This window comes from Halomonas sp. KG2, from assembly GCA_030440445.1.
Lineage (GTDB): Bacteria > Pseudomonadota > Gammaproteobacteria > Pseudomonadales > Halomonadaceae > Vreelandella.
Genome location: CP098528.1, coordinates 1,179,917 through 1,205,047, shown reverse-complemented (window position 1 = coordinate 1,205,047; position 25,131 = coordinate 1,179,917). Strand labels below are relative to the sequence as shown.

Genomic DNA, 25,131 nt, shown 5'->3' with positions numbered 1-25,131 from the left:
GTTATCTCCAGAATAGTCGTTGTTGTTGGTTGGCTATTTACCGAAAGGCAATCGAATCGTATCGGCCATTAGGTGTGCAGTTTATGTTTCAACAAATTGTTACCGGTAACATCCGATATGTGAAGGCTAGCTAGCGCAGCACTCGGTGTCAAAACAAAACGTCCAACTTACGACCAACGTCTAGGGATAGCTACTCACTTCCCCGCGCGCTACATTACGCGTTATGCACCCTGTCCTGGAGTCGACATGCCAGCGCTAGACCCTTGTAGCGAATTAGAGCTAGATCACCAGCTCTGCTTTGCGCTGTATTCAACATCGCTGATGATGACCAAAGTTTATAAACCTCTGCTCAAAGAGCTGGGGCTCACTTACCCGCAATACCTCGCCATGCTGGTACTGTGGCAAGAAGATGGCCTAACAGTAGGCACCCTAAGCAAACGCTTGCTGACAGATCCAGGCTCGTTAACGCCGCTACTAAAGCGACTTGAAAGTGATCAGCTGCTTATCCGGCAGCGTAGCCTGCAAGATGAACGTGTCGTCGAGTTATTCCTGACCGATAAAGGCCGCTCGCTTCGTGAACAGGCGCGCCACATTCCCAGCTGTGTGGTCAACGCCAGCGAAACATCGGTTGAAGCACTCAACCAACTGAAAGAGGATTTAGTCCAACTGCGCGAAAACTTACTGAAGGTCAAGTAACCCGCTGAACGTTGTGGCCGGGTAGGCAATTTCTTCAGTCATTTACTTGCGCGCAAAATAAAGCTGCACTAAATTAAAACCCCAAACACACGTTTGGCTCATGACAACCATGTCCATAACAGCCATGTCCATAACAACCAGGTTTAGGAAATAATCTATGTCTATTGAAACTGTTGCTTACCGCGCACATGCTCACGCCACTGGCGGCCGCGAGGGTCATGCTAAGTCCTCTGACGGCGCGCTGAATGTTCAGCTCAGCACACCGAAAGAGCTAGGTGGCGCCGGCGGTGAAGGCACCAACCCCGAACAGCTGTTTGCTGCAGGCTACTCTGCTTGCTTTTTAGGTGCTCTTAAGCACGTCGCCAGCCAGGAAAAAGTTAAACTGTCCGACGATACCCAGATCGATGGCAGTGTGGGTATTGGCGCTATTCCTACCGGCTTCGGCATTGAAGTTGAGCTGAAAATTAGCTTACCTGGTTTGGAAAAAGACGTTGCCCAAGCACTGGTCGACAAAGCCCATATTGTGTGCCCCTACTCCAATGCTACCCGCGGAAATATCGATGTCACTCTGACGCTGGTTTAATTATCTAGCGCCCAGGCCACCGCTTTGCTTGCGTGCAGAGCGGTGGTGTCATAAAGCGGTATCTGGGTGTGTTTCTGCTCAATCAACAGCGCTATCTCGGTACAACCTAGAATGATCGCCTCGGCGCCCTGCTGGTGTAGCGACGTCATAATATCCAGATAACGCTCACGCGATGAGGCGTGGATATGGCCATGGCATAGCTCGTCGAAAATGACCTGGTGCACCTCAGCACGTTCTTGTTCATTCGGAATGACGACATCAATCCCAAAGCGCTCTTTTAAGCGCGCCTTGTAAAAGTCCTGCTCCATCGTGAAACGGGTGCCTATCAACCCAACCCGAGTCACGCCATCACTCTGACATTTTTCCCCGGTAGCATCGGCGATGTGCAAAAAGGGAATCTGAATAGCGGCTTCAATCGCAGGCGCGACGTTGTGCATGGTATTGGTGGCCAGCAGTAAACATTCTGCCCCAGCCTCTTCAATACGTTTGGCAGCGCTTGCGAGTAACTGGCCAGCAGTTTGCCAATCGCCCTGTTGTTGCAGGGTTTCTATTTCAGCAAAATCAACACTTACCATCACAATCTGCGCTGAGTGAAAACCGCCAAGAGCCTGATTAATCCCTTGGTTTAGCGCCTGATAATAGCTTTGTGTCGACTCCCAGCTCATACCGCCTAATACGCCAATAGTCCGCATCACATTTCTCCATGGTAAATAACTATTTATTATCAGACTAACAACCCACTATCCTTGTACCCACATTTTAAGGCCCCATAACGCCTTAGTAGCCGCAACATTTCGGGTGAGTCGCCGCACCGCCCTTTTTTATTGTAGGAATAGCGAGGACATCATGAGCGACAACACGACCTATACGCCACCGCGGGTTTGGAAATGGGAACCTGGTAACGGTGGAAAATTCGCTAACATCAATCGCCCCGTTGCTGGTGCGACCCACGAGAAAGTATTACCCGTGGGTAAGCATCCGCTACAGCTTTACTCTCTGGCAACCCCCAACGGCGTGAAAGTCACCGTAATGCTTGAAGAGCTGCTGGAACAGGGTATTAAACAAGCGGAATACGATGCTCACCTGATACAAATTGGCGAAGGTGATCAGTTTGGCAGCGGCTTTGTTGAGGTAAACCCCAACTCTAAGATTCCAGCGCTAATGGATCACAGCACCACTCCGCCCCAGCGGGTCTTTGAGTCAGGTGCGATTCTGCTTTATTTAGCTGAGAAATTTGCTGCGTTCTTACCCAACGACCCAGCGAAGCGGACCGAGTGCCTATCCTGGTTATTTTGGCAAATGGGCAGCGCGCCCATGCTGGGTGGCGGCTTTGGTCACTTTTATGCTTACGCACCAGAAAAATACCAGTACCCGATTGATCGCTATACCATGGAAGTGAAACGTCAGTTGGATGTATTGGATCGTCACTTAGCAGATAACCGTTTTATGGCGGGTGATGAGTACACCATCGCAGATATGGCGATTCACCCATGGTACGGCGCACTGGTAAAAAACCGCGTGTATGAAGCCGCTGAGTTTTTAGAAGCTCATACCTATCAGAACGTCTTACGCTGGACCGATGAGATTGACGCACGCCCAGCCGTTCAACGTGGCCGAATGGTTAACCGCACCTGGGGAGAGCCTGGCGAACAGCTCCACGAGCGTCACGATGCCAGTGATTTTGATCACAAGACCGAAGATAAACGTTAAACCAAGGACAACTGTGAACCGGTAAGGCGGCCGCATTGGCTAACGATCGCTAAGGATGGCGATTTACCGTGTTCCACTATCGCTCTTTACTGCATTATCGATCCTGATTGAGTTAGCGATTTTTACTTCATTATTCATAGTGTGTCTGACAGAGGCAGTCCATGTTTGATCCAAAATACGCCCAGCTGATATTTTCTTTCTTAATGGCACTGTTTATGTCGTGCATTATGTCGCTGGTGATTACGCTCTACAATGTCGGCTTCATCGAGGGCATTATCTTTGTTTGGTTGAAGGCATGGCTATTTGCTTTTGCGGTTGCTCTACCGGTAATTAACCTAGTATCTCCTATTGTACGGCGATTGGTTAAAGTGCTTATTAAGCATCCACACTGACCATCTATACAAACCATCCAGACTAGGCACCATAGGGGCACTTCCCTTCACCGACAAAGCGCTCAGAACCAATAAAGCCTTGTCAGCCCAGCTCTAGCGCTCCTACTTGAGGCAAGAACTGGGCAGAAACCTGGCTTTCATCTCCCAAACGATTGAGCCGCAGCGTGACAAAAGCCTTTGAAAGCAGCTACTTCTTCTTACTAGGTAACAGTTACTGGACGCGAGAGTTATTCAGTGCGTAATTCCAAACACGATAGACGTAAAAAATATACCCGAGCCCGAGCGTCAAAATTGAGATAATCATCCACAAAATAATATGACCAATATTGCTAAAAATATTGATATCACACACCATTTTACGTTCTACGCCTGTTGCAAGATCGACCACCGAGGTACGGTTAATCACAAAGCGGGCAAACGAATAAGGGAAGAAAAACAGTGCAATCCCGAAGGTAATAATGGTTAGCACGACCCAAATCAGCAAGTGGCCAATAATATCTAGAATAGAGAGATTCGCTTTAATATTCACGGTACGTCCTTAAGTGTTAAGAAACAAAGTGCCGCAGATTACCACTGTCGACTACTCCCGTCAGCGCAGTTCATTGCATAAGTGCTATTTTACGAGAGGAAACATCCCCTTTCGTCATACTGACAGGCGTATCGATAATACGTTGATTGCTTCTTTTTATCGCCACTCTAAAAACGTCTCGTTAACGTAATCGCCCCGAATTTGTCCTGCTCATCTTGCCCATCAAACTCACGAGTACGCTGAACAGCGGCATACGTTACTTGCCAGTCCTCCCAGGCCATGGCAAGCCCTGCGGAGGCTTCTGCTACCCATTCTTCACGGTCAACAGAGTGGCTATCTCTGAATGTATTACCATCCAGTGTTAGGTTCTGCGCCATGTAATAGCCTTCTACATTTGCAAACAGATACCACTGCCACCCACGATGGCCACTCATTAGATGACGGCTACCCGGGTTGGGTGTCAGCGCAGGAATACCTTCGGCATCATCTCCCCAGCGTACGCTATCCCCCTCTGTCAGCCTAGTTGTCCGGTTGGCGATATCGCCTAAACTCAGTCCAGAGGGAGCGGTATGGAATTCATGTGCCACGTTATTCTGAAGAGCGTAAAGCCGCCATCCTGAAAAAGTTATTGCCGCCCCACAATCGCAGTGTGGCGTCGGTAGCAACGGAAGAAGGCATCTCCAACGCGACGCTGTATAGTTGGTTAAAACAGTGTCGAGAAAAAGGAGTGCCTGTGCCGGGTTACACCCAAGGCGACAACGAATGGTCACCTGACGCCAAGCTAGCCGTTGTCATCGAAACCGCGACGATGTCAGAAACAGAGCTTGGCGCTTACTGTCGTGAAAAAGGCCTTTATCCCGAGCAAATCCAGCAATGGAAAGCCGCTTGTCTCGAAGGAGCTGGTCGGCAAGAAGAGCAGGCAAAAGCAGCGCAGAAACAGCGCAAAGAAGACCGAAAGACCATCAAGCAGCTCAAAGCGGAAGTACGGCGCAAAGACAAGGTGCTGGCAGAAACAACGTCGTTGCTGGTGCTTTCAAAAAAGCTCGAAGCCTTGTACGGCGAGGATCCGGACAGCGGCGAGGACGACTAACGCCTCTAAAGGAACGTGCAAGGCTCATCGCGCTATTTGACGAAGCGGTTATGGGTGGCGCGTCCCGTTATCAAGCGGCTGCCGTGATCGGCATAAGCGAACGCACACTGAAGCGGTGGCGATCTGAGCGCGGCGCTATTGTCGAGGATCAGCGTCCACATGCAGGGCAACACAGGCAGCCGCATCAGCTGACGCATGAGGAAGAGCAAGCCATTTTGAACACGTGCCATCGCCCCGAGTATCAGAGCTTGCCGCCGTCTCAAATCGTTCCTTTATTGGCCGACGAAGGCGTCTATCTGGCCTCCGAATCGTCGTTTTATCGGGTCTTGAAAAAGCATCATCAGCAGCACCATCGTGGCCGTATGAAACCACGTCGTTCAGTCCCCGAGCCGACTAGCTTTACGGCTACAGGGCCAAACCAGGTCTGGAGCTGGGACATCAGTTATTGTGCCTCCGTTGTGCGAGGTCAGCACTGGTATCTTTACCTGATCATGGATATCTACAGCCGCAAAATCATTGCTTGGGAAGTCCACGACACGGAATCGGGCGAGTTGGCTAAACAGCTTTTGGAACGTGCCTTGCTGCGAGAAGGTTGCTGGCATCAGCCGCCAGTACTGCACTCTGATAACGGAGCACCGATGACCTCCTATACGCTCAAAGCGAGGCTAACAGAGCTGGGCATGTTGATGTCTTACAGTCGGCCGAGAGTAAGCAATGATAACCCTTACTCGGAAGCGCTGTTCCGTACCGTCAAATACTGTCCAGCGTGGCCCACCAAGGGCTTCGCATCGCTGGGCGCGGTACGAGAATGGATGCTAGCGTTCGAGCGGGCTTACAACGAACAGCACCTGCACAGTGGCATCCAGTATGTCACGCCAGCGGACCGTCATCGCGGCGTAGACCAAGAGCGCCTGGAACGCCGGAACGCGGTATACCAACGTGCGAAGCAGCGACATCCGCAACGCTGGTCGGGCCACACTCGAAACTGGGAAGTCACCGGCCCAGTCTCGCTTAACCCGGGAAAAATGCACGAAATCGAGCGTAATCAACAGGCTGCTTAAGCGCAGCCATTTGGACAACTGGGTTGAAAATCACCGCTATAGCCAGCACTAGCATAGGTATATAAGTTGCCTAACGCTGCCCCCACACTGGGCCCGTGGGAGAACTGTTTACCGACTAGTGGTATGTCATTCCACCATTGGCGACGAACGGTTAAATTCACCAGCGCCTCATCGCCCAGCTGATTTTGCCAGCCTCGAGGACGATCGCTATCGGTGACTAGGTGTACTTCGCGCTGAATACTGTCAGCAAGGGAGGATGGCCCCACGAGCCCAATATCGAGATGTAAATCGGTCGCTTGCGTCCATTGCCCCATCGGCACGTCTTCATAGAGCGACACTCCGCCGTAGACAAGACCTGCATAAGGGCGATCATCCTCGATCAACGCGCGGCGCTCGATATTGTTCGGCGTATAAATCTGGTGAATCAAACGGTAAGACGCCCTATCCGCTTGGCCGATAAGGCTATCGGGCAACGCTGTCGCAAGGCGTTGCACCCAACTTGCTTCTTGCGGCGTAAAGGTCCAGTTAAGCTCAAAACCACTGGTAAAATGGCCGTCATCGCTGCTGGCAAGGCCATCATTTGCAAACTTTACCGACAGGGAGCTATCGCTAGCCGCGGCCAATGCGGGCATTAGGCTTAACGGTAAAATAACAAGCAGCACCTTCCTGCCTAGAGCAGAGGTATTATTCACGGCTCAATCCTTGAGTATTGGGGAAAGCAAGAGCGATCAATTATTAACAAACATGAATGATTGTATGTAATGGCACGAATAGATAGCAAGCGTACTTTCTTGCTATCTACATCGCTAACTCACTGCCTATCTCGACATCCTGTCGTGGAAAAAACGTCGCCACAGCATGGCCACTCGCTAGCTTTGAACTTTCTAACGCTCACGGAGAAGCCACTGAGGAGTTACTTCATGCTGGCCATTTTCATCGGTAATGAACAGCGAGCCGTCGCTGATCATGACTGCCCAGTTAATGGACCGTGGCAGACCCTCTGCGATAGTAGCAAGTGCCTCTTGCGGTAGCCCTGCTACATGCACATTCTTGAGCGATGCCACCGCCGGTAGCACTTTATTTTCCCAAAGATCTACTCGCCCATAAGCTAATAGTGACACCCGCTCCGCACGGCGTGAACACCAAGTAAGACGCTCGGCATCTGGCAAACCGACTTCTATCCAATGCAGCACGCGGCCATCCAAGCTTTTTTCCCACAAGGCGGGTTCGTCCACATCGGAAAGGCCACGACCAAAAGCGAGCGCTTCGCTGTACCACAATAGGTAGGCGATTAAACGTGCGCACATCCGGTCTTCGGTTTCAGAAGGGTGCCGAGCCACGGTAAAACGCAGTGTCTCATAGACATTGCGATCAAGGTCGGTCAGGTTGACATCAACTTTGTAAGGGGTAGCACTCAACGCCATTGGAAATATCCATCTAAAATTTGCGTCAGTGTAGCGGATTTATCGAAACACAGGGGCGACACTGCGCTATACCGCTCGGTAATCGTTTAATAAGGCGGCGTTTTTAATCGTGTCCTGCTCATGCATCGGCTCACGCCAGGTTTCTGCCAAGGCGGCTTGGTACCACTCTTCCATCGCCGGATGTGCAATCAGACGCTGAACATAAGCCTGTGATACTTCGCTCAGCGGCAGACTAAACGTCTGCACCCGAAACGCAACTGGGGCGTAAAACGCATCAACAGCAGACAACTGCTCCCCTGCCAGAAAGGGGCCTCCAAAGCGTTCAAGGCCTTCCAGCCATAGCGTGTCTAGTCGTGCCAAATTATTGGTTAGGCCTACTGAACGCTCTTTTAGCGCAACACGCACGCCACAATTCATTGAGCACTCATTGCGCAGTGCACTAAAACCACTGTGCATTTCGGCACTGGCACAACGCGCCCAGGCGCGTGCCGCTTTGTCTTCCGGCCACACATCAGGGTACGTTTCAGCCAGATACTCAACAATGGCCAACGAGTCCCATACCGCTACCTCGACATCTGAATCCACCAAGCATGGCACCAAGCCAGAGGGTGAAAAACGCCTAAAGGTGGCATTGCTCTCACCAACACCGCCTTCAAACGGCATGACGTGTTCATTGAAGGGAATATTCAACGCCTTCATTAGCACCCAAGGGCGCAGCGACCAAGACGAGTAATTCTTGTTGGCAATATATAGGTCAAACATGCAGCGCTCCTGGTAAAGGACATGAATCAGCAGCCACTCTTAACGCGCCGCCTGAGCTAGGGTATTGCTTCCTAATCCCATTAATACGCCGCCGCCAATACGTTGAATCAATCTGGAGGAGCCATGGGACTTTTGTAGCCACTCCCGCAGAGGGCTAGCCAGCAGCACCACCATGACATCTGCAGAAGAGAACAGCACATTGGTGGCGATACCGAGCCAAAGCAGTTGCCATGCCACTGGTATGGCGCTATCGGGCTGAACAAATTGAGGTAGAAACGCTACGAAGAAGAGCGCCGTCTTAGGGTTGAGCACTTCCACCAGAAAGCTGTCACGCAGTACGCGCTTAGTGGTTGCCAGTGGAACGTCATCGCCATGGGAGCGGATGCCCTGCTTCCAGAGGCGCAGTCCCATCCAGAGCAGGTAAAGCCCACCGATGACCTTCATCGCAATGTAAGCTGGCGGAATAGCCGCAAACAGTAGCGCCAAGCCTAGCGCGGCAGCAATAACGTGGACGTAGCAACCGATATGCACACCGATAACCGCTAACCATCCTGCCCGTCGGCCTCGCCCCAGCGTTTGCGCTGCGGTGTACAACATCGCAGGTCCGGGTAGGTAAGCAAAACCAAGCGCGGCGAGGATAAACGCGGCCCATTGCATCGTGGCAACTCCATAGAGAGTTAAGATAGTAAGCCTGAGAATATCGAGTAGGGTGAGGCGTTACCGCCTCATCCCTCTCACAGAACCGTACATACGGGCCTCGTATACGGCTCATGCCATTAACTTACCCCGAACTCGGGGACAGTGATGCCCGTTTTGATCTTCGTTAAGTCCATCAACTTCAGATCGTCATGCAAGTAGGCGCTGGGGATCGCCAGATGGGCCAGCGGTGACGCCGCGTTACGCCAGCTTTGCATCTTGATGTACTTAAACGGCGGGCGGTAGCCCAACTGTTTCAGCCTTCGATGCAGCCGACTCGGCTTCTTCCACTGCTTGAGCTGGACGCAGCGGAGACGCCGCCTGACCCAGCTCATCACCTGTTTCAACACCCGTGCGCAGTTCGCTACCCGGAAGTAATTGGCGAAGCCACGGAGTACAGGATTCAGTTCGCGGATGATCACCGCAAGCCCTGCACCTCGATTGCGCTTCGTCAACGCTTTCACCTTCTGCTTAAGTTTCACCACCTTCTTTTCCTGGATGCGGGTGTACTTGGTGTGGATCACCACCCCCAGGAACTTGATCCCCTCGTCGCTGTGCGCGATGTGGGTCTTGGTGGCATTGACTGTCAGCTTCAGCTCACCTTCCAGATAACAGTGGGCTGCCCTCAACGCGTTCTCCGCTCCAGCCCGTGAGCTGCACAGGATCAGGATATCGTCCGCGTAGCGGACGATTCGATGACCCCGTGCCTTCATGAACTGGTCGAAGGCGTCCAGGTAGACGTTGGCGATCAGCGGACTGATCACGCCGCCCTGGGGGCTGCCCAGCGCCGTCTCTTCAAGGTGGTGCCCCACCATCACGCCGCTTTCCAGGCACTGGCGCAGCAGCGACAACACACTGCCGTCCGTGATCCGTTGGCGGAACTGGCGGATGATCAGGTCGTGGTTTAACGTGTCGAAGCATTTCGACAAGTCCATATCCACTACCCATTCACGCCGGTAGCGGCGCACGAACAGCTCCGCCTTGCCAATGGCATGGTGGCCACTGCGTCCCGGACGATACCCGTAGCTCGAGGGATGAAAGTCCGGTTCGAAGAGCGGTTCGATGATACTGCGTAATGCCTGTTGCACAACCCGGTCTCGAACCGTGGGAATACCCAACAGACGTTCACCGCCGTCATCCTTGGCGATGGCAACGCGCCTGACAGGCTGCGCTCGATAGCGCTTTTCCTTCAGTTCGAGGAGCAGACACGACAGCTCCACCTCCAGATTCACCTCGAACGCACTCAGGCTCTGCCCATCGATTCCGGCCGCACCTTTGTTGCGCTTGACGTGTCTGAAGGCTTCATACAGGCGCTGCTTTGACAGCAACTGCCCGTAAAGACTGTAGTATTTCCTCATGCCTGCTCATCTCTGTGATGACGGCTCCGATCGTCGGTCTGGCTACTGGTCTGTTTCAAACGACCCGTCCGGGTACTAGCGCTTGGCAATCTGCCGCCACGGTGTCGTTCTACTCCCTCGTTCAGAGAAGGACGAAGCCACTGTGTTCCCACCGCACTTCGACCCACTTCCCTGCCCCGTCGGACAGCTTGTGAACGCAGCGTCCACCTTCGGATCAATATCCGTCGTTCTCATTAATGACTTCCGCCCTTCGCATCCGACCAAGGCTTTTGGCCTTGCCCAGTCCACTGAACCTCCGCCAGCGGTCGATCCGGTTTTATCCTCCACGCTGTTACCAGGCTTCACAGGCCGGAACTTCCTCACTACTACGGCATCATCTGCCACCTCACACCCGACCCGCTCTTGGCTTTCACCTTGACGCGTGCCTTCCAGACAAACTGGATACGGTGCCAGGCTTCCCCGGTTACTGCACCGGCTCCCTGTTAACGATGCCACCCTCAAACACAGCACAGGCCTGACTGAGTATCGGGCGTCGCGCTATTTTGCACGCTTACCCACCTGTGCTGCCGAAGCAGGTTCACTTGCGTTGTGTACCGTTAACACCCTATGGCTTCCTTCAGACCCCACCGTTGGCCAGTGGCGCCCTTGCCAGTCGGGTTGTCTTCCCCTCAGTCGGGGTGACGACACCTTCTTTCAGGTGTCCGGGGTTGCCGGCTTCGCCGGGCAAACAAAACGGGGGTAGCGCAAGCGCCACCCCCTAAAGAAGTAAAATTGAATGAGTGAACGCTTAGAAGTTGGGTTTACGCTTCTCAACGAAAGCGCCCATGCCCTCTTTCTGCTCTTCGCCGGCAAAACAGAGCGCAAACAGGCTGGTTTCCAGCGCCAAAGCGCTATCAAGGTCTTGATCTAACCCATCGTGAACGGCTTGCTTCGCGCCGCGTACTGACAGCGGGCCGTTGCCTTTAAGTTGCTTGGTGAGCTCTTCTACATAGCTTTCAAGCTCAGCTTGGGGCATGACTCGGTTGACTAGCCCAATGCGCAGCGCCTCCTGAGCATCGATTTTGCGGCCAGTAGTTACTAGATCAATCGCCATCGCGGGGCCAACACGGCGCGGCAAACGCTGGGTGCCACCAAAGCCAGGAATCACACCTAGCAACACTTCTGGCTGGCCAAAGACAGCGTTGTCGCTAGCTACCGCCCAGTCGCAGGCCAACGCCAATTCGCAGCCGCCGCCAAGGCAAAACCCGTTCACTAGCGCGACCACCGGCACGGGCAACGTTTCTAAGCGCTTAATAGTACGCAGTGCCTGGGTAGCAAAAGCACGCGCTTCTTCTGGCGTTTTATCGCGCATTTCGGTGATATCAGCACCGGCAACAAACGACTTTTCACCAGCACCGGTAATGATGACAGCGCGTAAACGTGGATGCGTTTCAAGCTCCACAAGATAAGCTTCTAAGGCACTCAGCACATCACTATTCAGTGCATTCAATGCCTTAGGGCGATTAATCGTTAGGCGTACCACACCGTCGTTATCAACTTTTTCAATCACTGCATCGCTCATACAGGCTCCTTAATTGTTATTACGCATTTAAAGTGAACACCTACCAACCCTAGCGAACGCTTGGTTGGTAGGCAATCACTTCTTTTGTCGCGCTTGACTGACCTGATGCGCTTACGCGTGCTCACTCGTATATATGAAATCCGCGACCGCTCTTACGTCCCAGATACCCCGCATCTACCATGCGCTTTAGCAGCGGGCAGGGGCGATATTTAGGATCACCAAAGCCTTCCTGCAACACGTTCATGATCGCCAGACAAACATCAAGGCCAATCAAATCCGCCAGCGCCAACGGCCCCATTGGATGGGCAGCGCCAAGCTTCATCGCTTCATCGATGGCCTCTGGCGTTGCGGTTCCTTCTTGAACAATAAAAGCGGCTTCGTTAATCATCGGCACCAACAAGCGATTAACCGCAAAGCCTGGCGAATCACCAATCGGTACCGCTGTTTTACCCAGCGCCTTTGCCAACGCTTCTATGCGCTCAACGGTGGTGTCAGAGGTCTGCTCGGCACGAATCACTTCCACTAACTTGAGCACCGGCACGGGGTTGAAAAAGTGCATGCCTACTACCCGCTCGGGTCGCTCACACACAGCGGCCAACCGCGTTAGCGAGAGTGACGAAGTGTTAGAGGCAAGAATAGCATCGCTGCTTAAATGACTCAGATCACGAAACAGCTTTTCTTTCAGCGCGGGTTGTTCTGGTGCGGCTTCAATAATAATACCGCAGTCACTCAATGCTTCGAGATCAGTGGTCGTGGAAAGCCGCGCCAGCGCTTCCTGCTTAGCTGGCTCACTCATTTTTTCTTTTGCGACCAGCTTGCCAAGGCCTTTATCAATATTGGCTTGGGCGCGGGTAAGCTGCTCATCGGCAACATCAAAGAGACGAACCGTAAAACCACTGGCAGCGACGACCTGAGCGATCCCCTGCCCCATGGTGCCTGCTCCCACTACACCGATTGGTTGTTCACTCATCGTTCTGTATCCCCTGAATCATTTCTGTTTCGCTTCTTCGCGCAAAACAAATTTTTGAATTTTGCCCGTTGACGTTTTTGGCAGTTCGCTAAAAATGATGGTCTTCGGTACTTTGAAGTTCGCTAAGTGCTCTCGACAATGAGCAATAATGTCGGCTTCGGTAATTTCACCATAACCGATTTTTAATTTAACAAACGCGCATGGAGTCTCGCCCCACTTTTCATCGGGCTTGGCCACAACGGCGGCTTCCTCTACCGCTGGGTGGCTATAAATGGCATCTTCTACTTCGATAGTGGAGATATTCTCACCGCCAGAAATGATAATGTCTTTAGAGCGGTCTTTAATTTCGATGTAGCCATCCGCGTGCCAAACTGCGAGATCGCCGGTGTGATACCACCCTCCTTCTAAGGCTTTCTCAGTGGCTTCGGCATTCTTCAGATAGCCCTTCATTACGTTGTTGCCGCGCATCAAAATTTCACCGATGGTTTCACCATCTTTCGCGACGGGCTCAAGGGTCAACGGATCGGCGACGCAAAGCGCTTCAAGCATGTGGTAACGCACCCCTTGGCGCGCCTTGATTTTGGCACGGGCTTCCAACGGCAACTCATTCCACGATTCACGCCAAGCGCACACCGTCACCGGGCCATAAACCTCGGTTAACCCATACACATGGGTCACTTCAATACCGAGTTTCTCTACACCAGCAATCACTGATGCAGGCGGCGCGGCACCGGCAGTGGTCACTTTAACGGGATGATCAAATTCACGCTTCTGATCAGCAGGCAGGTTGACAAGGCCGTTCAGTATAATCGGCGCACCGCTGAAGTGCGTGACCTTCTCATCCACAATCAGGTCGTTGATCCGCTTTGGATCAACTTTGCGCAGGCACACGCTAACACCGGCGTTGGCGGCAATTGTCCAGGGGAAACACCAGCCGTTACAGTGGAACATCGGCAGGGTCCAGAGGTAGACCGGATGATGCGGCATGGCCCACTCTAAGATATTGCTGACCGCGTTTAGGTAGGCGCCACGGTGATGGTAAACCACCCCTTTGGGCTTGCCCGTGGTGCCCGAGGTGTAGTTCAGTGAAATCGCTTGCCACTCATTTTCAGGCAGTTTGTAGACATAGTCAGCATCACCTTCAGCGAGCAATGCTTCGTACTCAACCTCACCGATGCCTTGAGTTTCGCCTAAAAACTCTAGATCGAAAACGTCAATAATCAGCGGTTTATCGTCTAATAAGGCAACGGCTTCGTTGATGACCTGTGCAAATTCAGGGTCAACAAGAACGGCTTTCGCTTCACCATGGGCCAGCATGTAGCTGATTGCTTCGGCATCCAGGCGAATATTCAAGGTATTGAGCACGCAGCCAGCTAGAGGCACCCCAAAATGGGCTTCAAACATCGCCGGAATGTTAGGCAACATCGCCGCTACCGTTTGGCCGGGCTGAAGGCCGCGTTTTTCAAGCGCCGACGCCAATTGGCGACAGCGGGTCCAGGTTTCTGCCCAGGTGCGGCGTGTTGTGCCATGCACCACCGCCGGGTAATCGGGATACACCGCCGCCGAACGCTCAATAAACGTCAACGGAGAGAGCGGTACATGATTAGCAACGGTGGGCGGCATGCCCTGCTCAAAAATGGATGCGTTCATAAATCACCTTTTATGTTGATCGTTTTGGTGTTGGTCATCTTTATCGTTAGCGCTGATCTTGCTCTTCCGCGTCTTGGGTAGCCGAAGGCTCACGCCCGAACATATTTGTTTTTTGCACTAACACGTACAGTACGACTCCGGCGGCTAACCCCCACCCTGCACCATATACCGCCAGAACGACGGCCATCGTGCCTGCAACGCCACGCTCAGCAGTGGTTTTAGTCTGTTCAATACCCACCATTAAGCAAATATAGCCAGTCAGCAGCAGTGTAAGCGAGAGCGCAATGGGCAACACCGGCTGAAACATGCTGACCAATGGCAGGGTGAACAGCGCAATAAAGCCGGTAATCCAGAAAGTGCCACCGCCGCTATAAATCGATTCCATCGCATGGCGGCCATTTTTATAACGCTCGGCCATGGTGGCCGTAACGGCCGTCCAGATCGGGCCCGCCAAACCAGGATAGGGAGCAAAGAAAGCGTGCATGCCGTTACGAATAGCGGTGACGTGGTGGATGCGATCCGTGCTGTAGTCGATTTTTTCATCGCTACGAATATGGTCAACACGGGACATCAACGTCCGCCCGACGACAATATCGCCGAACGCGATGACGTAGGCGATCACCGCGGTGGGTATGGCCAGCATAAAGACATCAGCGCCAGGAAAGCCGACCGTAAAGGGTAGGTAGTTCCACATCTCGGTGAAGTTCGGCTGGGTAATCCCCCACTCAATAGTAGGGCGCGGGTACTCACCAATCGCCCAAGCCACCAGGATCGCAATAATCATGCCTGGCACCATGCCGTAGTTGGCAATTTTGCGCATGATCGCGTGTTCTTCTACCCAGCGCTTAAAGGCCACTGAAAAAAGCATAAATATGGCAATTAACATACCAGCGATCAGTGACACCGGGGTCTCAGCTAAGCGCCCGCCCTGCTGTATTTCACCAGTAATAGCCGCAATACCGGCACCAATAATAATGCCTGCCTGGAGGGAGTTAGGCACCAAGTGAACCAGCTTACGGCCCAGCCCAGTGACGCCTAAAATTAAGAAAATCAGAAAGACCAAGAATTGAAGTGCAAACAGCGCCTGAATAGCCTCTGGGCCTGACTCAAAATCTCCTAGGAAGGCTAACACCACCGGCACCGCAGGCGTAATCCAACCAGGCACCATTGGCACGCCTAACAGCGCAGGGAGCATAAAGCCGACGCCGCACACCACCACATAAGCCAAGGCAACATCATAAGGTAAACCAAGGTACTGCTCTAAAAGTGGAATCATCGCCAGACTAACCACAAACATGATGAGTCCTTGAATCATCTCCGCCATTTCCCAGCGATAATGGACAAAGGGGAGCCGCACTTTAAACGGCCCTAAGGGCCAATATGGCTGCTCTTCGCCGTGCTGGCGGTGCTTAAGTTGCATGAAGTACTCCTTGGTTTGAGTCATTAATGTTGTTGTGAACCGGGAAAAAGAGTCAGCGCAACAATACGCACAGGCGCACTGGCGCGGTTAAGCACAACGATACGTTTTAAAACGACCGTTTCATTGCGTCTTAACGTAAGCCGCCGACCCAATGGGCCGGCGGAAATAAGTGGTTAAAGCACTTAAGCTTGTCGGTGGTTTATGGTGTTAATTCGAAATCACTCAGGCACTGCATACCCGCTTCGATAACCGCGCGTTGCGCGCGGCCAGCAGGCAGCCACTGGGTGATAACAAAGTTGGCGCTGGACAACTTGACGCGATAAAACGGCTCATCGCTGCCTTTTTGCAGCGCTCTGGTCGCGTGAAGTGCGGCGTTGCCCATTTGCCAAGCACATAGCACATGGCCAGCTAGGTTGAGCAACGGCGTTGCATAAGCCTGCACTGCATCTGGGCCAGTTTGCGGGTCACTGCCTTGCTCAAGCACAAGCTGCATGGCGGCACGCAGATCATCGGCACCGACCGCCAGCGCACTGCCCATAACTGCAAGGTTAGGCTCTGAGCGCATTGTCTCAGCGGTTTTTTGCACTTCATCAATTAACGCAGATAGCGCGGCTCCACCATCACGCTGTAACTTACGCCCCGCCAAATCGAGGGCCTGGATGCCATTCGTGCCTTCATAAATAGGCGCGATGCGTGCATCCCGAAGCAGCTGGGCGGCACCCGTTTCTTCCACATAACCCATGCCGCCATGTACCTGAATACCCATTGAGGCGATATCCACGGCTTGGTCGGTCGAAAAGCTTTTGACGATAGGGATCAGCACATCGGCGCACGCCTGAGCAGCTTGGCGCTCGCTGTCGCTTTCACTGTGTCGGGCAAGGTCAAGCTGGCCAGCGCAGTAAAGCGCCAGAGCACGAAGGGCATCGGTGCGGGCGCGCATTGAGAGCAGCATCCGGCGCACATCTAAGTGGTCGCTGATCGAGCATTCGTTACCACCACGAGATTTAGGCGCTCTCCCCTGAGTGCGATCCAAGGCGTAAGCAAACGCATGCTGGCAGGCACGCTCAGCCACCCCGATACCTTGAATACCCACTTTGTGGCGCGCTTCGTTCATCATGGTGAACATGTGGTTAAGACCACGTCCCTCTTCACCCACCAGATACCCAATAGCGCCGTCGTTTTCGCCAAAGCTTAAGGTGCAGGTAGGCGAACCATGAATGCCCAGCTTATGCTCGATAGAGGCACAGGTGACGTCGTTGCGCTCGCCCAACGAGCCGTCTGCGTTAACCAGGAACTTCGGCACTAGGAACAGCGAAATGCCTTTGTTGCCTTCGGGCGCATCGGGTTTTCGCGCCAGCACAAGGTGAATGATATTTTCGGCGGCGTCGTGTTCGCCCCAGGTGATATAGATTTTTTGGCCGCTAATGCGGTAATGGTCGCCTTCAGGGATGGCTTTGGTACGTACTTTAGACAGGTCGGAGCCTGCCTGAGGCTCCGTCAGGTTCATGGTACCTGTCCAGGTACCTTCAACGAGCTTGGGGAGATAGGTCGTTTTTAGCGTTTCACTACCATGATGCGCCAGCGCTTCGATCGCGCCTGCCGTCAACATAGGGCAAAGACCCAAGGCCATATTGGCACCGTGAAGCATTTCTTGAACAGCGCTGGCGACCACCTCAGGTAAGTTTTGTCCGCCTAACGCTTCCGAAACACCAATGCCGTTCCAGCCGCCTTCTACATACGCCTGATAGGCCGCTGCGAAACCCTCTGAGGTGGTGACACTGCCATCGGTGTGGCGCTTAGCACCTTGTCGATCACCGACACTATTTAGCGGCCCCCACACATCGCCTGCAAGCTTTGCTGCCTCTTCCAGCACCGCCTCGACCAAGTCGGGCGTGGCTTCTTCGAAGCCAGGCAGTGCAAGCGAGCGGTGCGCGAGTAGCTCTTCGAGTACAAAACGTAAATCGCGTACCGGCGCGGCATAATAATTCATGGCGAAACCTCAGAGAAAATCGGTGATAAATAGCAATTAGTAAAAACACTATCACGAATAGTAGTTTCACTACTTTCATCACACCATTAGCCCAAGGTCTCACCTGCTGAATTAACGTCAGTCCGCTAGCTGCGTTTTTGGCTACGTTTCACCCACTCCCAGCACGGGTTATCGACGCGCCTCAGTTTCCACATCATCGTAATAAACAATATGAGTTTGATCTTCTGAGGGTGGGCCAACGATGGGTTCGACAGCATCCACGTCAGGCACAACATCAGAAAGGTCTTCCAGGTGCTCATGCTCGAGCGCGCCTTGCATCAGTTCCTCAGTAACCACTAGCTCGGCACCTGCTGCGGTCATCGGCGTTGTCGGTGTAAAGGGAGCCACAGGAACTGGCGCAGGCCGCACACTGCGTCGCCAGCTGAAAAATACAACAAAAAACAGGCTCAGCGAGCCAAACGCCCAGAACAACCCAGCATCGCCCATCGCTGTCATTACTGGAGAAATCATTAGCGGGCTGATGGTAGCCCCAATAGAGTTGATCAATAGCAGGCCCTGGCTCATACGTACCAGCGCTCCCGCCGGAGCACGGTCAGCGGCATGGCTAACCGCCACCGGGTAAAGCGCAAAGACACCGCCACCGAGTAAAAACAGCAGCGCCGCCAGTAAAGGGGTCGACATCGGAAGCCATATCATGGCCGCGGAAATCACCACACAGAAAGTGCTGATGGCGATCAATACGAGTTGGCGGTCGTGACGGTCAGACCAGCGTCCAATCGGATACTGAAGCAACATGGCGCCAAGAATCACGACGGCCATCATTTGCCCCACCTGGTTGACGCTCATACCAATGCGTTGCAAATACAATGGCAGCAAGGTGTAGGCGGCAGCCACCACCATGCCAGACCCTAAACTTCCCATTACCCCGGTTGGCGTCATCGTAATCAAGCGGTGCGGCGGTAGCGGCTCAGCGTGCTCCATAATGGGTGACACCCGCGGAATCATGGCCATGGGCAACACCGATAACGATGCCAATAGGCCAATCACCATAAAGGGCGCTGTCACCCCCATGGCACTGGTGACGCCTAATAGCAACTGCCCAATCACGCCCGCGGCATATAGCGAGATCATATACATCGCTAGCAAGCGGCCACGTACTTTTTGCTCGCCTGATGTCAGCAACCAACTCTCAATCACTAAGTAAACGCCCACGGTGGCCCAGCCGCCAATTAAACGCAGCGCAAACCATGCCCAAGGGTCGAAAAACAGCCCTTGCAACAGCACCGTGACAGCGACCAACGAGGCGAAGCTACCGTATGCACGAATGTGCCCTATGCGCAGCAGCAGCCGGTCATTGAATAGCGCGCCAAGTGCTAAGCCAATAAAGTAAGCCGAGGAGACAATACCTATCACCGTTGCCGACTCACCCGCAGCGTCTAGCCGCACGGAGATCAGCGTGGCGAGAAAGCCATTGCCAATCCCAAGAATAAATAGCCCTAATAAGGGCGCTAACGCCATGGCTAGCAGTTGCCGCGACATATCGCTTCTTGCCTCACAGAATAAAAGCCCCCTTCAGGGCTAACACATGGCCGGAGAAAACTCCAACCGCAGAATCGGGCGGCGAATCTACACTCGTTCCGTGGGTTTCACCAGTTTTTTTCGCTACCCATTGCCAGTGTAATCCGCAATAGTGAGAAGCGCATTTGCAACTCACCAGAAAGCAGCCGATATTGAATGCGGTGGCTGCGTCATTAGCCCTCTTGCCCTACATCAACAAATGCTAGAACAAACATTGCCATACTGACGCCTTCCAGGCTGAGACACACGCACTGTATCGACTCATTTGACACGGAGAGGTCTCCTTTCTATTTGCCATGGCCAATCAGATGCCCAATACGTTCGCTCCCTTACCTGCGGTCATTCGCATGAAATATCGGTCCGCCCCTAAGCAACAAGACAAGGTGGCATATTTAGCGATCATGCTGCTAGTCCTGGGCCTGTCTGGCTGCACCTCGCTGGCCCCCCCTCACTCGGTGCCAGCAGCAACATTGCCCGATGTTTACCCAGATGGGGGCATGCCAACAACGGCTGCTGGTGCTGATATTGCTTGGCGCAGCTACTTCACCGACACCAGGCTACAAGCGCTGATCGAACAGGCACTGACCACTAATTATGATTTGCGAAGTGCTTTATTGCGCGTTGAGCAAGCACGTGCAGCCTATGGTATTCAACATGCAGAGTTGCTACCCACACTTGGCGTGCAAGCTGCTGGTGAGCGTTCACGCACACCCTCTGACCTGAGCCCTAGCGGACGTACGCGGATTGGCAATCAGTTCCAGGCGGGCGTCGGCTTTAGCAGCTGGGAACTAGATTTCTGGGGGAGAATACGCAGCCTTAATGAGGCTGCCCTCGAGCAGTACCTAGCCACCGACGAAGCGCGGCGTGCCACCGAAATCAGCCTAATCGCTCAGGTTGCCGACAGCTATTTTCGTCTTCAGGAACTAGATTTGCGCTTGGACCTAGCCCGCCGCACCATCGACAGTCGGCAAGAGTCACTGCGGATATTTACTCGGCGCGTTGAAGTAGGCGCAACTTCACCACTGGAACTCACCCAAGTTGAAATGTTGCTGCAGCAGGCCAAGGCACTAGGTGCTCAGTTGGAGCAAGCCCATGCTCAGCAAGCCAACGCCTTGGCGCTATTAGTTGGTTCACCTATCGAAAAGGTAACAAGTGACGGGGATAAAATAGCGGATGATGTTCTGCCCCCTCTCGCGCCGGGGCTGCCATCGGAGCTAATGACCCGCCGCCCCGACATTCGCGCTGCCGAGCACCTACTGCGTTCTGCTAACGCTAATATTGGCGCTGCGCGGGCGGCTTTCTTCCCACGTATCGCGCTGACAGGTAGTTTGGGCACGGCGAGTGCTGACTTGAACGGCCTGCTAGGAACTGATAGCCAGGCATGGAATTTTTCCCCCACCCTGTCACTGCCCATTTTTGATAGCGGACGCCGAAAAGCCAACCTGACGCTGGCCGAGTTACGCCACGAACAAGCCATAGTCGAATATGAGCAAGTCATCCAGCAAGCCTTCCGTGATGTTGCCGATGCGCTGGCTGCTAACCACTGGCTGGCTGAACAAGTAGAAACTGCCAATGACATGTTAGCAGTACAGCGCGAGCGTGCTCGCTTAGCCATGCTGCGCTATGAAAACGGTGCGGTGCCCTACCTAGAAGTCCTGGATGCACAGCGCGACTTGCTTTCCGCCGAGCAGCAGCGGCTAGCAGTTCGCCGCCAACTGCTGTCAGCCCGAGTGGCCTTATACACGGCTCTCGGCGGCGGATCAGCTGCTGTGACAAGCACTTCCGCTCTTACTCCACCTCATGCTGAATGACATTAGGGCCTAGCAATATGCACTCTTCGCTTAAGAAACTGATCCTTGCCGCTGGGGTAATCCTTATTGCTGCTGGAGGCTACTATTACTGGACTGAATTACGCGACGAAGGCCTGGGGGAAGGCTTTGCTAGCGGTAATGGGCGTATCGAGGCCACTGAAATCGATATCGCTACCAAGCTTCCTGGACGCGTTGACGCAGTCCTGGTCGATGAAGGCGAATTTGTCACCGTTGGTCAACCCCTGGCGCGCATGCAGATCCAGGTACTGGAGGCGCAACGCGATGAGGCAAGAGCCCAGTATCAACAAGCACTCAATGCCGTACTCAGTGCGGAAGCACAGGTTGCTCTGCGGCAAAGCGACCATCTTGCCGCTCAGGCCGTCGTGACTCAGCGTGAAAGTGAACTTGATGCGGCTCAACGCCGCTTGGCTCGCTCGGAAACCTTATCGCGGGAAGGAGCCGCTTCGGCACAAGAACTTGATGATGATCGTGCTCGGGTCAATAGTGCACGAGCAGCCGTTGCCGCCGCTAACGCCCAGGTGGATGCCGCCCAGTCGGCCATCGCAGCGGCTCGCGCCCAGGTGACCGGCGCCCGCTCTGCGGTTACTGCCGCCGAAGCCACCATCACGCGTATCGATGCAGACATCACCGACAGTCAGTTGGTTGCGCCTCGTGCAGGGCGCGTACAATTCCGTATTGCCCAGCCTGGCGAGGTACTTCCAGGTGGAGGGCGAGTGCTGAACCTGGTCGATCTTAGCGACGTACACATGACGTTCTTCTTACCTGCCGAACAAGCAGGTCGTGTAGCGCTGGGCAGCGAGGCACGTATCATCCTGGATGCGGCACCTGACCTAGTCATACCGGCACGCATCTCGTTTGTCGCCAGCACGGCACAATTTACGCCTAAGACGGTAGAGACCGCTTCGGAACGACAAAAATTAATGTTCCGAGTGAAAGCACAGATTGATCGAGACCTTCTACAACGTCATCTTGAGCAAGTTAAAACCGGTGTCCCTGGGGAAGCCTGGGTTAAGCTTGACCCCGACGCAGAGTGGCCTGCTGAGTTGGCTGTTCGGGTACCACAATGATAGCAACACCGCCCTCATCACCTACGCCAGCGGTAGTAATACTATCAGCCATCCAGCTGCACTATGGTAAGCAGGTTGCCCTGGCGGGCATCGATCTAGAAATCCCTGCGGGCAGCATGGTTGGGCTGATAGGGCCTGATGGCGTTGGAAAATCCAGCCTGTTAGCGCTTATTGCGGGGGCACGCGCGATCCAAGAAGGGCAAGTGGAAGTGCTCGGCGGCAATATGGCCAACAAGCGTCATCGCGACACTATCTGCCCGCGCATTGCCTATATGCCCCAAGGGTTGGGCAAGAACCTCTACCCGACGCTTTCAGTAGAGGAAAACCTACAGTTCTTTGCCCGCCTCTTCGGCCATGAGCATGCCGAACGACGTCGCCGAATCGACGATTTAACCCGTAGTACGGGGCTGCACAGATTCCTTGGCCGCCCAGCAGGCAAACTTTCCGGCGGTATGAAGCAGAAGCTGGGGTTATGCTGCGCGCTGATCCATGACCCCGATTTATTGATCCTCGACGAACCAACCACCGGCGTCGATCCATTGGCCCGCGCCCAGTTCTGGGAGTTGATCGCACGTATACGTCGCCAACGACCACAGATGAGCGTGGTGGTCGCGACCGCTTACATGGATGAAGCCCAGCGCTTCGACTGGCTAGTGGCCATGGACGACGGCAAAATTCTGGCTACCGGAACGCCAGCGGCATTGCTAGAGCGTACTGCCAGTAACTCCCTGGAAGCTGCCTTTATCGCCCTGCTACCGGAAGAGAAAAAACGCGACTACGCACCAGTGCATATTCCGCCGTTGGCACAAGATGACGATGAAGTCGCCATTGAGGCTAAGGGCCTCACCATGCGCTTTGGCGATTTTGTCGCCGTCGACCACGTCAGCTTTCGGATCCGGCGTGGCGAGATTTTCGGCTTTCTTGGCTCCAATGGTTGTGGCAAATCAACCACCATGAAGATGCTTACCGGTCTGTTGCCGGCCAGTGAAGGCCAGGCGTGGCTGTTCGGCAAACAGGTGGATACCCGCGATATCGACACCCGCCGCCGTGTGGGCTACATGTCCCAGGCGTTCTCACTGTATGGCGAACTAACCGTTGAGCAAAACCTAATCTTACACGCCCGCCTTTTCCAGGTCCCTCAAGCGGAGATAGCCACCCGCGTGGATGAGATGGTGAAACGCTTCGACCTACAAGAGGTACGCGGCAGCCTGCCGGAAAGTTTGCCACTCGGCATCCGTCAGCGTCTTTCCCTGGCGGTGGCGATGGTCCACAAGCCCGAACTACTCATCCTGGATGAGCCGACTTCTGGGGTTGATCCCGTTGCCCGCGACAACTTCTGGCGGCTGATGATTGAGCTAGCGCGCCGTGACCGGGTGACCATTTTCATTTCTACCCATTTCATGAATGAAGCCGAGCGCTGTGATCGCATGTCGATGATGCACGCCGGTCAAGTGCTCGATAGCGACACGCCTGCGGCACTGGTGAAAAAACGTGGAGCAGCGACTCTGGAAGAGGCGTTCATCGGCTATTTGACCGAAGCAGGCGCCGACGAACAGGACCAGGAAGCACCCGAGGCAACGCCCAACTCAGTGACCACGACACCGCCCACCCTGCCTCATAACGGCGTAAAACACAGCGCTTTTAGTCTCCAGCGTCTACTTAGCTACACTTGGCGAGAATCGCTGGAGCTTCGTCGCGACCCGGTGCGCGGCACCCTTGCCCTGCTTGGCTCACTCATCCTGATGTTGGTCATTGGCTACGGCATCAGCCTGGACGTGGAGGATCTCAGCTATGCCATCCTTGACCGCGACCAGACGACCCTGAGCAATAGCTATGCGATGAATCTGTCTGGCTCCCGCTACTTTATCGAGCAACCGCCATTGATTGATTACGCAGATATGGACAAGCGCATGCGCAGTGGCAAGCTCACCCTGGCCATTGAAATCCCTCCTGGCTTTGGCCGTGATGTGAAGCGAGGAAGCCAGGTTGAAATCGGCGCCTGGATTGATGGTGCGATGCCCCAGCGTGCTGAAACCGCACGCGGCTACGTGCAGGGTATCCATCGACAGTGGCTACTCGAGCAAGCAGGGCAAGCCGCGACTAATGTCACTGCCCCCGCTGCTAATGTCGAAACCCGCTTTCGCTACAATCCTGATGTTCAGAGCCTGCCAGCCATGGTGCCAGCAGTCATCCCTCTTCTATTAATGATGCTACCGGCGATGCTGACCGCGCTGGCCGTCGTGCGGGAAAAAGAACTCGGGTCGATCATCAACCTCTACGTCACGCCTGTCACTCGTAGCGAATTCCTAGTCGGCAAGCAGTTGCCTTATATCGCTCTCGCTATCATCAATTTTCTGCTAATGGCATTACTCGCGGTCACGCTATTTGATGTGCCCATCAAAGGCAGCTTCCTGACGCTGCTGTTAGCAGTAGTGATCTACAGCATTATCGCAACGGGCATGGGACTGCTCGCCTCGACGTTGACGCGCAGCCAAATAGCAGCGATGTTCTTCGCCATCATCGGCACGTTGATTCCCGCCGTGCAATTCTCAGGAATGATCGATCCGGTCAGCTCACTAGAAGGCGTGGGGCGTTTCATTGGCACCATCTACCCCACCTCCTACATGTTAACCATCACGCGCGGTGTATTTAGCAAAGCGCTGGGGCTTGGCGACCTCTATACCCTGTTTGTCCCACTGTTGATCGCAGTTCCAACGATCATGGGACTGTCTATTTTCCTGTTAAAAAACCAGGAGCGCTGA

Annotated in this window: 22 protein-coding genes and 1 pseudogene; 9 read left to right on the top strand and 14 right to left on the bottom strand. The window is 53.9% G+C overall.

Going from position 1 to position 25,131, the window contains the following annotated elements:
* The first annotated feature begins 246 nt into the window (after window positions 1-246).
* On the top strand, window positions 247-696 hold the full coding sequence (locus tag NDQ72_05505; GenBank protein ID WKD29408.1) for a MarR family transcriptional regulator: 450 nt from the start codon (window positions 247-249) through the stop codon (window positions 694-696).
* Between the two features lie 157 nt (window positions 697-853).
* Window positions 854-1,279: an organic hydroperoxide resistance protein gene (locus tag NDQ72_05500; GenBank protein ID WKD29407.1), complete on the top strand. Its 426-nt coding sequence runs from the start codon at window positions 854-856 to the stop codon at window positions 1,277-1,279.
* On the opposite strand, the gene NDQ72_05495 is transcribed toward NDQ72_05500, so the two are convergent.
* A complete protein-coding gene (locus NDQ72_05495) occupies window positions 1,276-1,971 on the bottom strand; it encodes an aspartate/glutamate racemase family protein (protein ID WKD29406.1) in 696 nt (231 codons plus the stop codon). The genes NDQ72_05500 and NDQ72_05495 overlap by 4 nt on opposite strands.
* Before the next feature lie 154 nt (window positions 1,972-2,125).
* On the opposite strand from NDQ72_05495, the gene yghU reads away from it, so the two are divergent.
* Both yghU and NDQ72_05485 read left to right on the top strand, forming a co-directional pair.
* Complete coding sequence (gene yghU, locus NDQ72_05490) at window positions 2,126-2,989, top strand: glutathione-dependent disulfide-bond oxidoreductase (GenBank protein ID WKD29405.1); 864 nt, start codon at window positions 2,126-2,128, stop codon at window positions 2,987-2,989.
* A gap of 161 nt (window positions 2,990-3,150) precedes the next feature.
* Window positions 3,151-3,381, top strand: coding sequence for a DUF2798 domain-containing protein (locus NDQ72_05485; GenBank protein WKD29404.1), 231 nt, complete (start codon window positions 3,151-3,153; stop codon window positions 3,379-3,381).
* 211 nt (window positions 3,382-3,592) lie between these two features.
* Here NDQ72_05485 and NDQ72_05480 read toward each other — a convergent pair whose 3' ends face one another.
* Together NDQ72_05480 and NDQ72_05475 are read right to left on the bottom strand one after the other, a co-directional pair.
* The gene (locus tag NDQ72_05480; GenBank protein ID WKD29403.1) at window positions 3,593-3,910 is read right to left on the bottom strand and encodes a hypothetical protein; all 318 of its coding nucleotides are present in this window, start codon (window positions 3,908-3,910) and stop codon (window positions 3,593-3,595) included.
* 167 nt (window positions 3,911-4,077) lie between these two features.
* Complete coding sequence (locus tag NDQ72_05475; protein WKD29402.1) at window positions 4,078-4,497, bottom strand: lipid A deacylase LpxR family protein; 420 nt, start codon at window positions 4,495-4,497, stop codon at window positions 4,078-4,080.
* On the opposite strand from NDQ72_05475, the pseudogene NDQ72_05470 reads away from it, so the two are divergent.
* Both NDQ72_05470 and NDQ72_05465 read left to right on the top strand, forming a co-directional pair.
* A pseudogene (locus NDQ72_05470) lies at window positions 4,491-4,574 on the top strand (hypothetical protein). The gene NDQ72_05475 and the pseudogene NDQ72_05470 overlap by 7 nt on opposite strands.
* A gap of 209 nt (window positions 4,575-4,783) precedes the next feature.
* Complete coding sequence (locus NDQ72_05465; protein WKD29401.1) at window positions 4,784-6,061, top strand: IS3 family transposase; 1,278 nt, start codon at window positions 4,784-4,786, stop codon at window positions 6,059-6,061.
* Here the strand turns inward: NDQ72_05465 and NDQ72_05460 are convergent.
* From NDQ72_05460 to NDQ72_05410, 11 genes are all read right to left on the bottom strand, one after another.
* Window positions 6,058-6,753: a lipid A deacylase LpxR family protein gene (locus NDQ72_05460; protein ID WKD29400.1), complete on the bottom strand. Its 696-nt coding sequence runs from the start codon at window positions 6,751-6,753 to the stop codon at window positions 6,058-6,060. The two genes, NDQ72_05465 and NDQ72_05460, sit on opposite strands and share 4 nt — an antisense overlap.
* A gap of 192 nt (window positions 6,754-6,945) precedes the next feature.
* On the bottom strand, window positions 6,946-7,485 hold the full coding sequence (locus NDQ72_05455; protein ID WKD29399.1) for a YaeQ family protein: 540 nt from the start codon (window positions 7,483-7,485) through the stop codon (window positions 6,946-6,948).
* Window positions 7,486-7,551: 66 nt separating this feature from the next.
* On the bottom strand, window positions 7,552-8,247 hold the full coding sequence (locus NDQ72_05450) for a glutathione S-transferase family protein (protein WKD29398.1): 696 nt from the start codon (window positions 8,245-8,247) through the stop codon (window positions 7,552-7,554).
* Window positions 8,248-8,286: 39 nt separating this feature from the next.
* Window positions 8,287-8,904: a LysE family translocator gene (locus NDQ72_05445; protein ID WKD29397.1), complete on the bottom strand. Its 618-nt coding sequence runs from the start codon at window positions 8,902-8,904 to the stop codon at window positions 8,287-8,289.
* A gap of 119 nt (window positions 8,905-9,023) precedes the next feature.
* Window positions 9,024-10,301, bottom strand: a complete 1,278-nt coding sequence (ltrA, locus tag NDQ72_05440) for a group II intron reverse transcriptase/maturase (protein WKD29396.1) — start codon at window positions 10,299-10,301, stop codon at window positions 9,024-9,026.
* Between the two features lie 787 nt (window positions 10,302-11,088).
* Entirely contained in the window at window positions 11,089-11,862 is a 774-nt protein-coding gene (locus tag NDQ72_05435) for an enoyl-CoA hydratase-related protein (GenBank protein WKD29395.1), read from the bottom strand.
* Window positions 11,863-11,983: 121 nt separating this feature from the next.
* Window positions 11,984-12,832 (bottom strand): 3-hydroxybutyryl-CoA dehydrogenase, encoded by an 849-nt coding sequence (locus NDQ72_05430; protein ID WKD29394.1) that lies wholly within the window; start codon window positions 12,830-12,832, stop codon window positions 11,984-11,986.
* 18 nt (window positions 12,833-12,850) lie between these two features.
* On the bottom strand, window positions 12,851-14,482 hold the full coding sequence (locus NDQ72_05425) for an acyl-CoA synthetase (protein WKD29393.1): 1,632 nt from the start codon (window positions 14,480-14,482) through the stop codon (window positions 12,851-12,853).
* A 46-nt stretch (window positions 14,483-14,528) separates the two neighbouring features.
* Entirely contained in the window at window positions 14,529-15,902 is a 1,374-nt protein-coding gene (locus NDQ72_05420; GenBank protein ID WKD29392.1) for a xanthine/uracil/vitamin C permease, read from the bottom strand.
* A 199-nt stretch (window positions 15,903-16,101) separates the two neighbouring features.
* Window positions 16,102-17,892 carry an acyl-CoA dehydrogenase gene (locus NDQ72_05415; protein WKD29391.1) on the bottom strand — a complete coding sequence of 597 codons (1,791 nt, stop codon included), beginning with the start codon at window positions 17,890-17,892 and terminating at the stop codon, window positions 16,102-16,104.
* 168 nt (window positions 17,893-18,060) lie between these two features.
* Window positions 18,061-19,431, bottom strand: a complete 1,371-nt coding sequence (locus NDQ72_05410; protein WKD29390.1) for an MFS transporter — start codon at window positions 19,429-19,431, stop codon at window positions 18,061-18,063.
* A 347-nt stretch (window positions 19,432-19,778) separates the two neighbouring features.
* Between NDQ72_05410 and NDQ72_05405 the strand changes: the two genes are divergently transcribed.
* From NDQ72_05405 to rbbA, 3 genes are read left to right on the top strand one after another with little or no spacing between them, the layout of a single operon-like run.
* Window positions 19,779-21,281 (top strand): efflux transporter outer membrane subunit, encoded by a 1,503-nt coding sequence (locus NDQ72_05405; GenBank protein ID WKD29389.1) that lies wholly within the window; start codon window positions 19,779-19,781, stop codon window positions 21,279-21,281.
* 17 nt (window positions 21,282-21,298) lie between these two features.
* The gene (locus NDQ72_05400; GenBank protein WKD29388.1) at window positions 21,299-22,369 is read left to right on the top strand and encodes an HlyD family efflux transporter periplasmic adaptor subunit; all 1,071 of its coding nucleotides are present in this window, start codon (window positions 21,299-21,301) and stop codon (window positions 22,367-22,369) included.
* Window positions 22,366-25,131, top strand: coding sequence for a ribosome-associated ATPase/putative transporter RbbA (gene rbbA, locus NDQ72_05395; GenBank protein ID WKD29387.1), 2,766 nt, complete (start codon window positions 22,366-22,368; stop codon window positions 25,129-25,131). Before NDQ72_05400 ends, rbbA begins: the two co-directional genes overlap by 4 nt.

Coding starts and splice junctions, on each gene's coding strand:
- NDQ72_05505 (WKD29408.1), top strand. CDS start 247: ATGCCAGCGCTAGACCCTTGTAGCGAATTAGAGCTAGATCACCAGCTC.
- NDQ72_05500 (WKD29407.1), top strand. CDS start 854: ATGTCTATTGAAACTGTTGCTTACCGCGCACATGCTCACGCCACTGGC.
- NDQ72_05495 (WKD29406.1), bottom strand. CDS start 1,971: ATGCGGACTATTGGCGTATTAGGCGGTATGAGCTGGGAGTCGACACAA.
- yghU (WKD29405.1), top strand. CDS start 2,126: ATGAGCGACAACACGACCTATACGCCACCGCGGGTTTGGAAATGGGAA.
- NDQ72_05485 (WKD29404.1), top strand. CDS start 3,151: ATGTTTGATCCAAAATACGCCCAGCTGATATTTTCTTTCTTAATGGCA.
- NDQ72_05465 (WKD29401.1), top strand. CDS start 4,784: ATGGAAAGCCGCTTGTCTCGAAGGAGCTGGTCGGCAAGAAGAGCAGGC.
- NDQ72_05455 (WKD29399.1), bottom strand. CDS start 7,485: ATGGCGTTGAGTGCTACCCCTTACAAAGTTGATGTCAACCTGACCGAC.
- NDQ72_05450 (WKD29398.1), bottom strand. CDS start 8,247: ATGTTTGACCTATATATTGCCAACAAGAATTACTCGTCTTGGTCGCTG.
- NDQ72_05445 (WKD29397.1), bottom strand. CDS start 8,904: ATGCAATGGGCCGCGTTTATCCTCGCCGCGCTTGGTTTTGCTTACCTA.
- ltrA (WKD29396.1), bottom strand. CDS start 10,301: ATGAGGAAATACTACAGTCTTTACGGGCAGTTGCTGTCAAAGCAGCGC.
- NDQ72_05435 (WKD29395.1), bottom strand. CDS start 11,862: ATGAGCGATGCAGTGATTGAAAAAGTTGATAACGACGGTGTGGTACGC.
- NDQ72_05430 (WKD29394.1), bottom strand. CDS start 12,832: ATGAGTGAACAACCAATCGGTGTAGTGGGAGCAGGCACCATGGGGCAG.
- NDQ72_05425 (WKD29393.1), bottom strand. CDS start 14,482: ATGAACGCATCCATTTTTGAGCAGGGCATGCCGCCCACCGTTGCTAAT.
- NDQ72_05420 (WKD29392.1), bottom strand. CDS start 15,902: ATGCAACTTAAGCACCGCCAGCACGGCGAAGAGCAGCCATATTGGCCC.
- NDQ72_05415 (WKD29391.1), bottom strand. CDS start 17,892: ATGAATTATTATGCCGCGCCGGTACGCGATTTACGTTTTGTACTCGAA.
- NDQ72_05410 (WKD29390.1), bottom strand. CDS start 19,431: ATGTCGCGGCAACTGCTAGCCATGGCGTTAGCGCCCTTATTAGGGCTA.
- NDQ72_05405 (WKD29389.1), top strand. CDS start 19,779: ATGCCCAATACGTTCGCTCCCTTACCTGCGGTCATTCGCATGAAATAT.
- NDQ72_05400 (WKD29388.1), top strand. CDS start 21,299: ATGCACTCTTCGCTTAAGAAACTGATCCTTGCCGCTGGGGTAATCCTT.
- rbbA (WKD29387.1), top strand. CDS start 22,366: ATGATAGCAACACCGCCCTCATCACCTACGCCAGCGGTAGTAATACTA.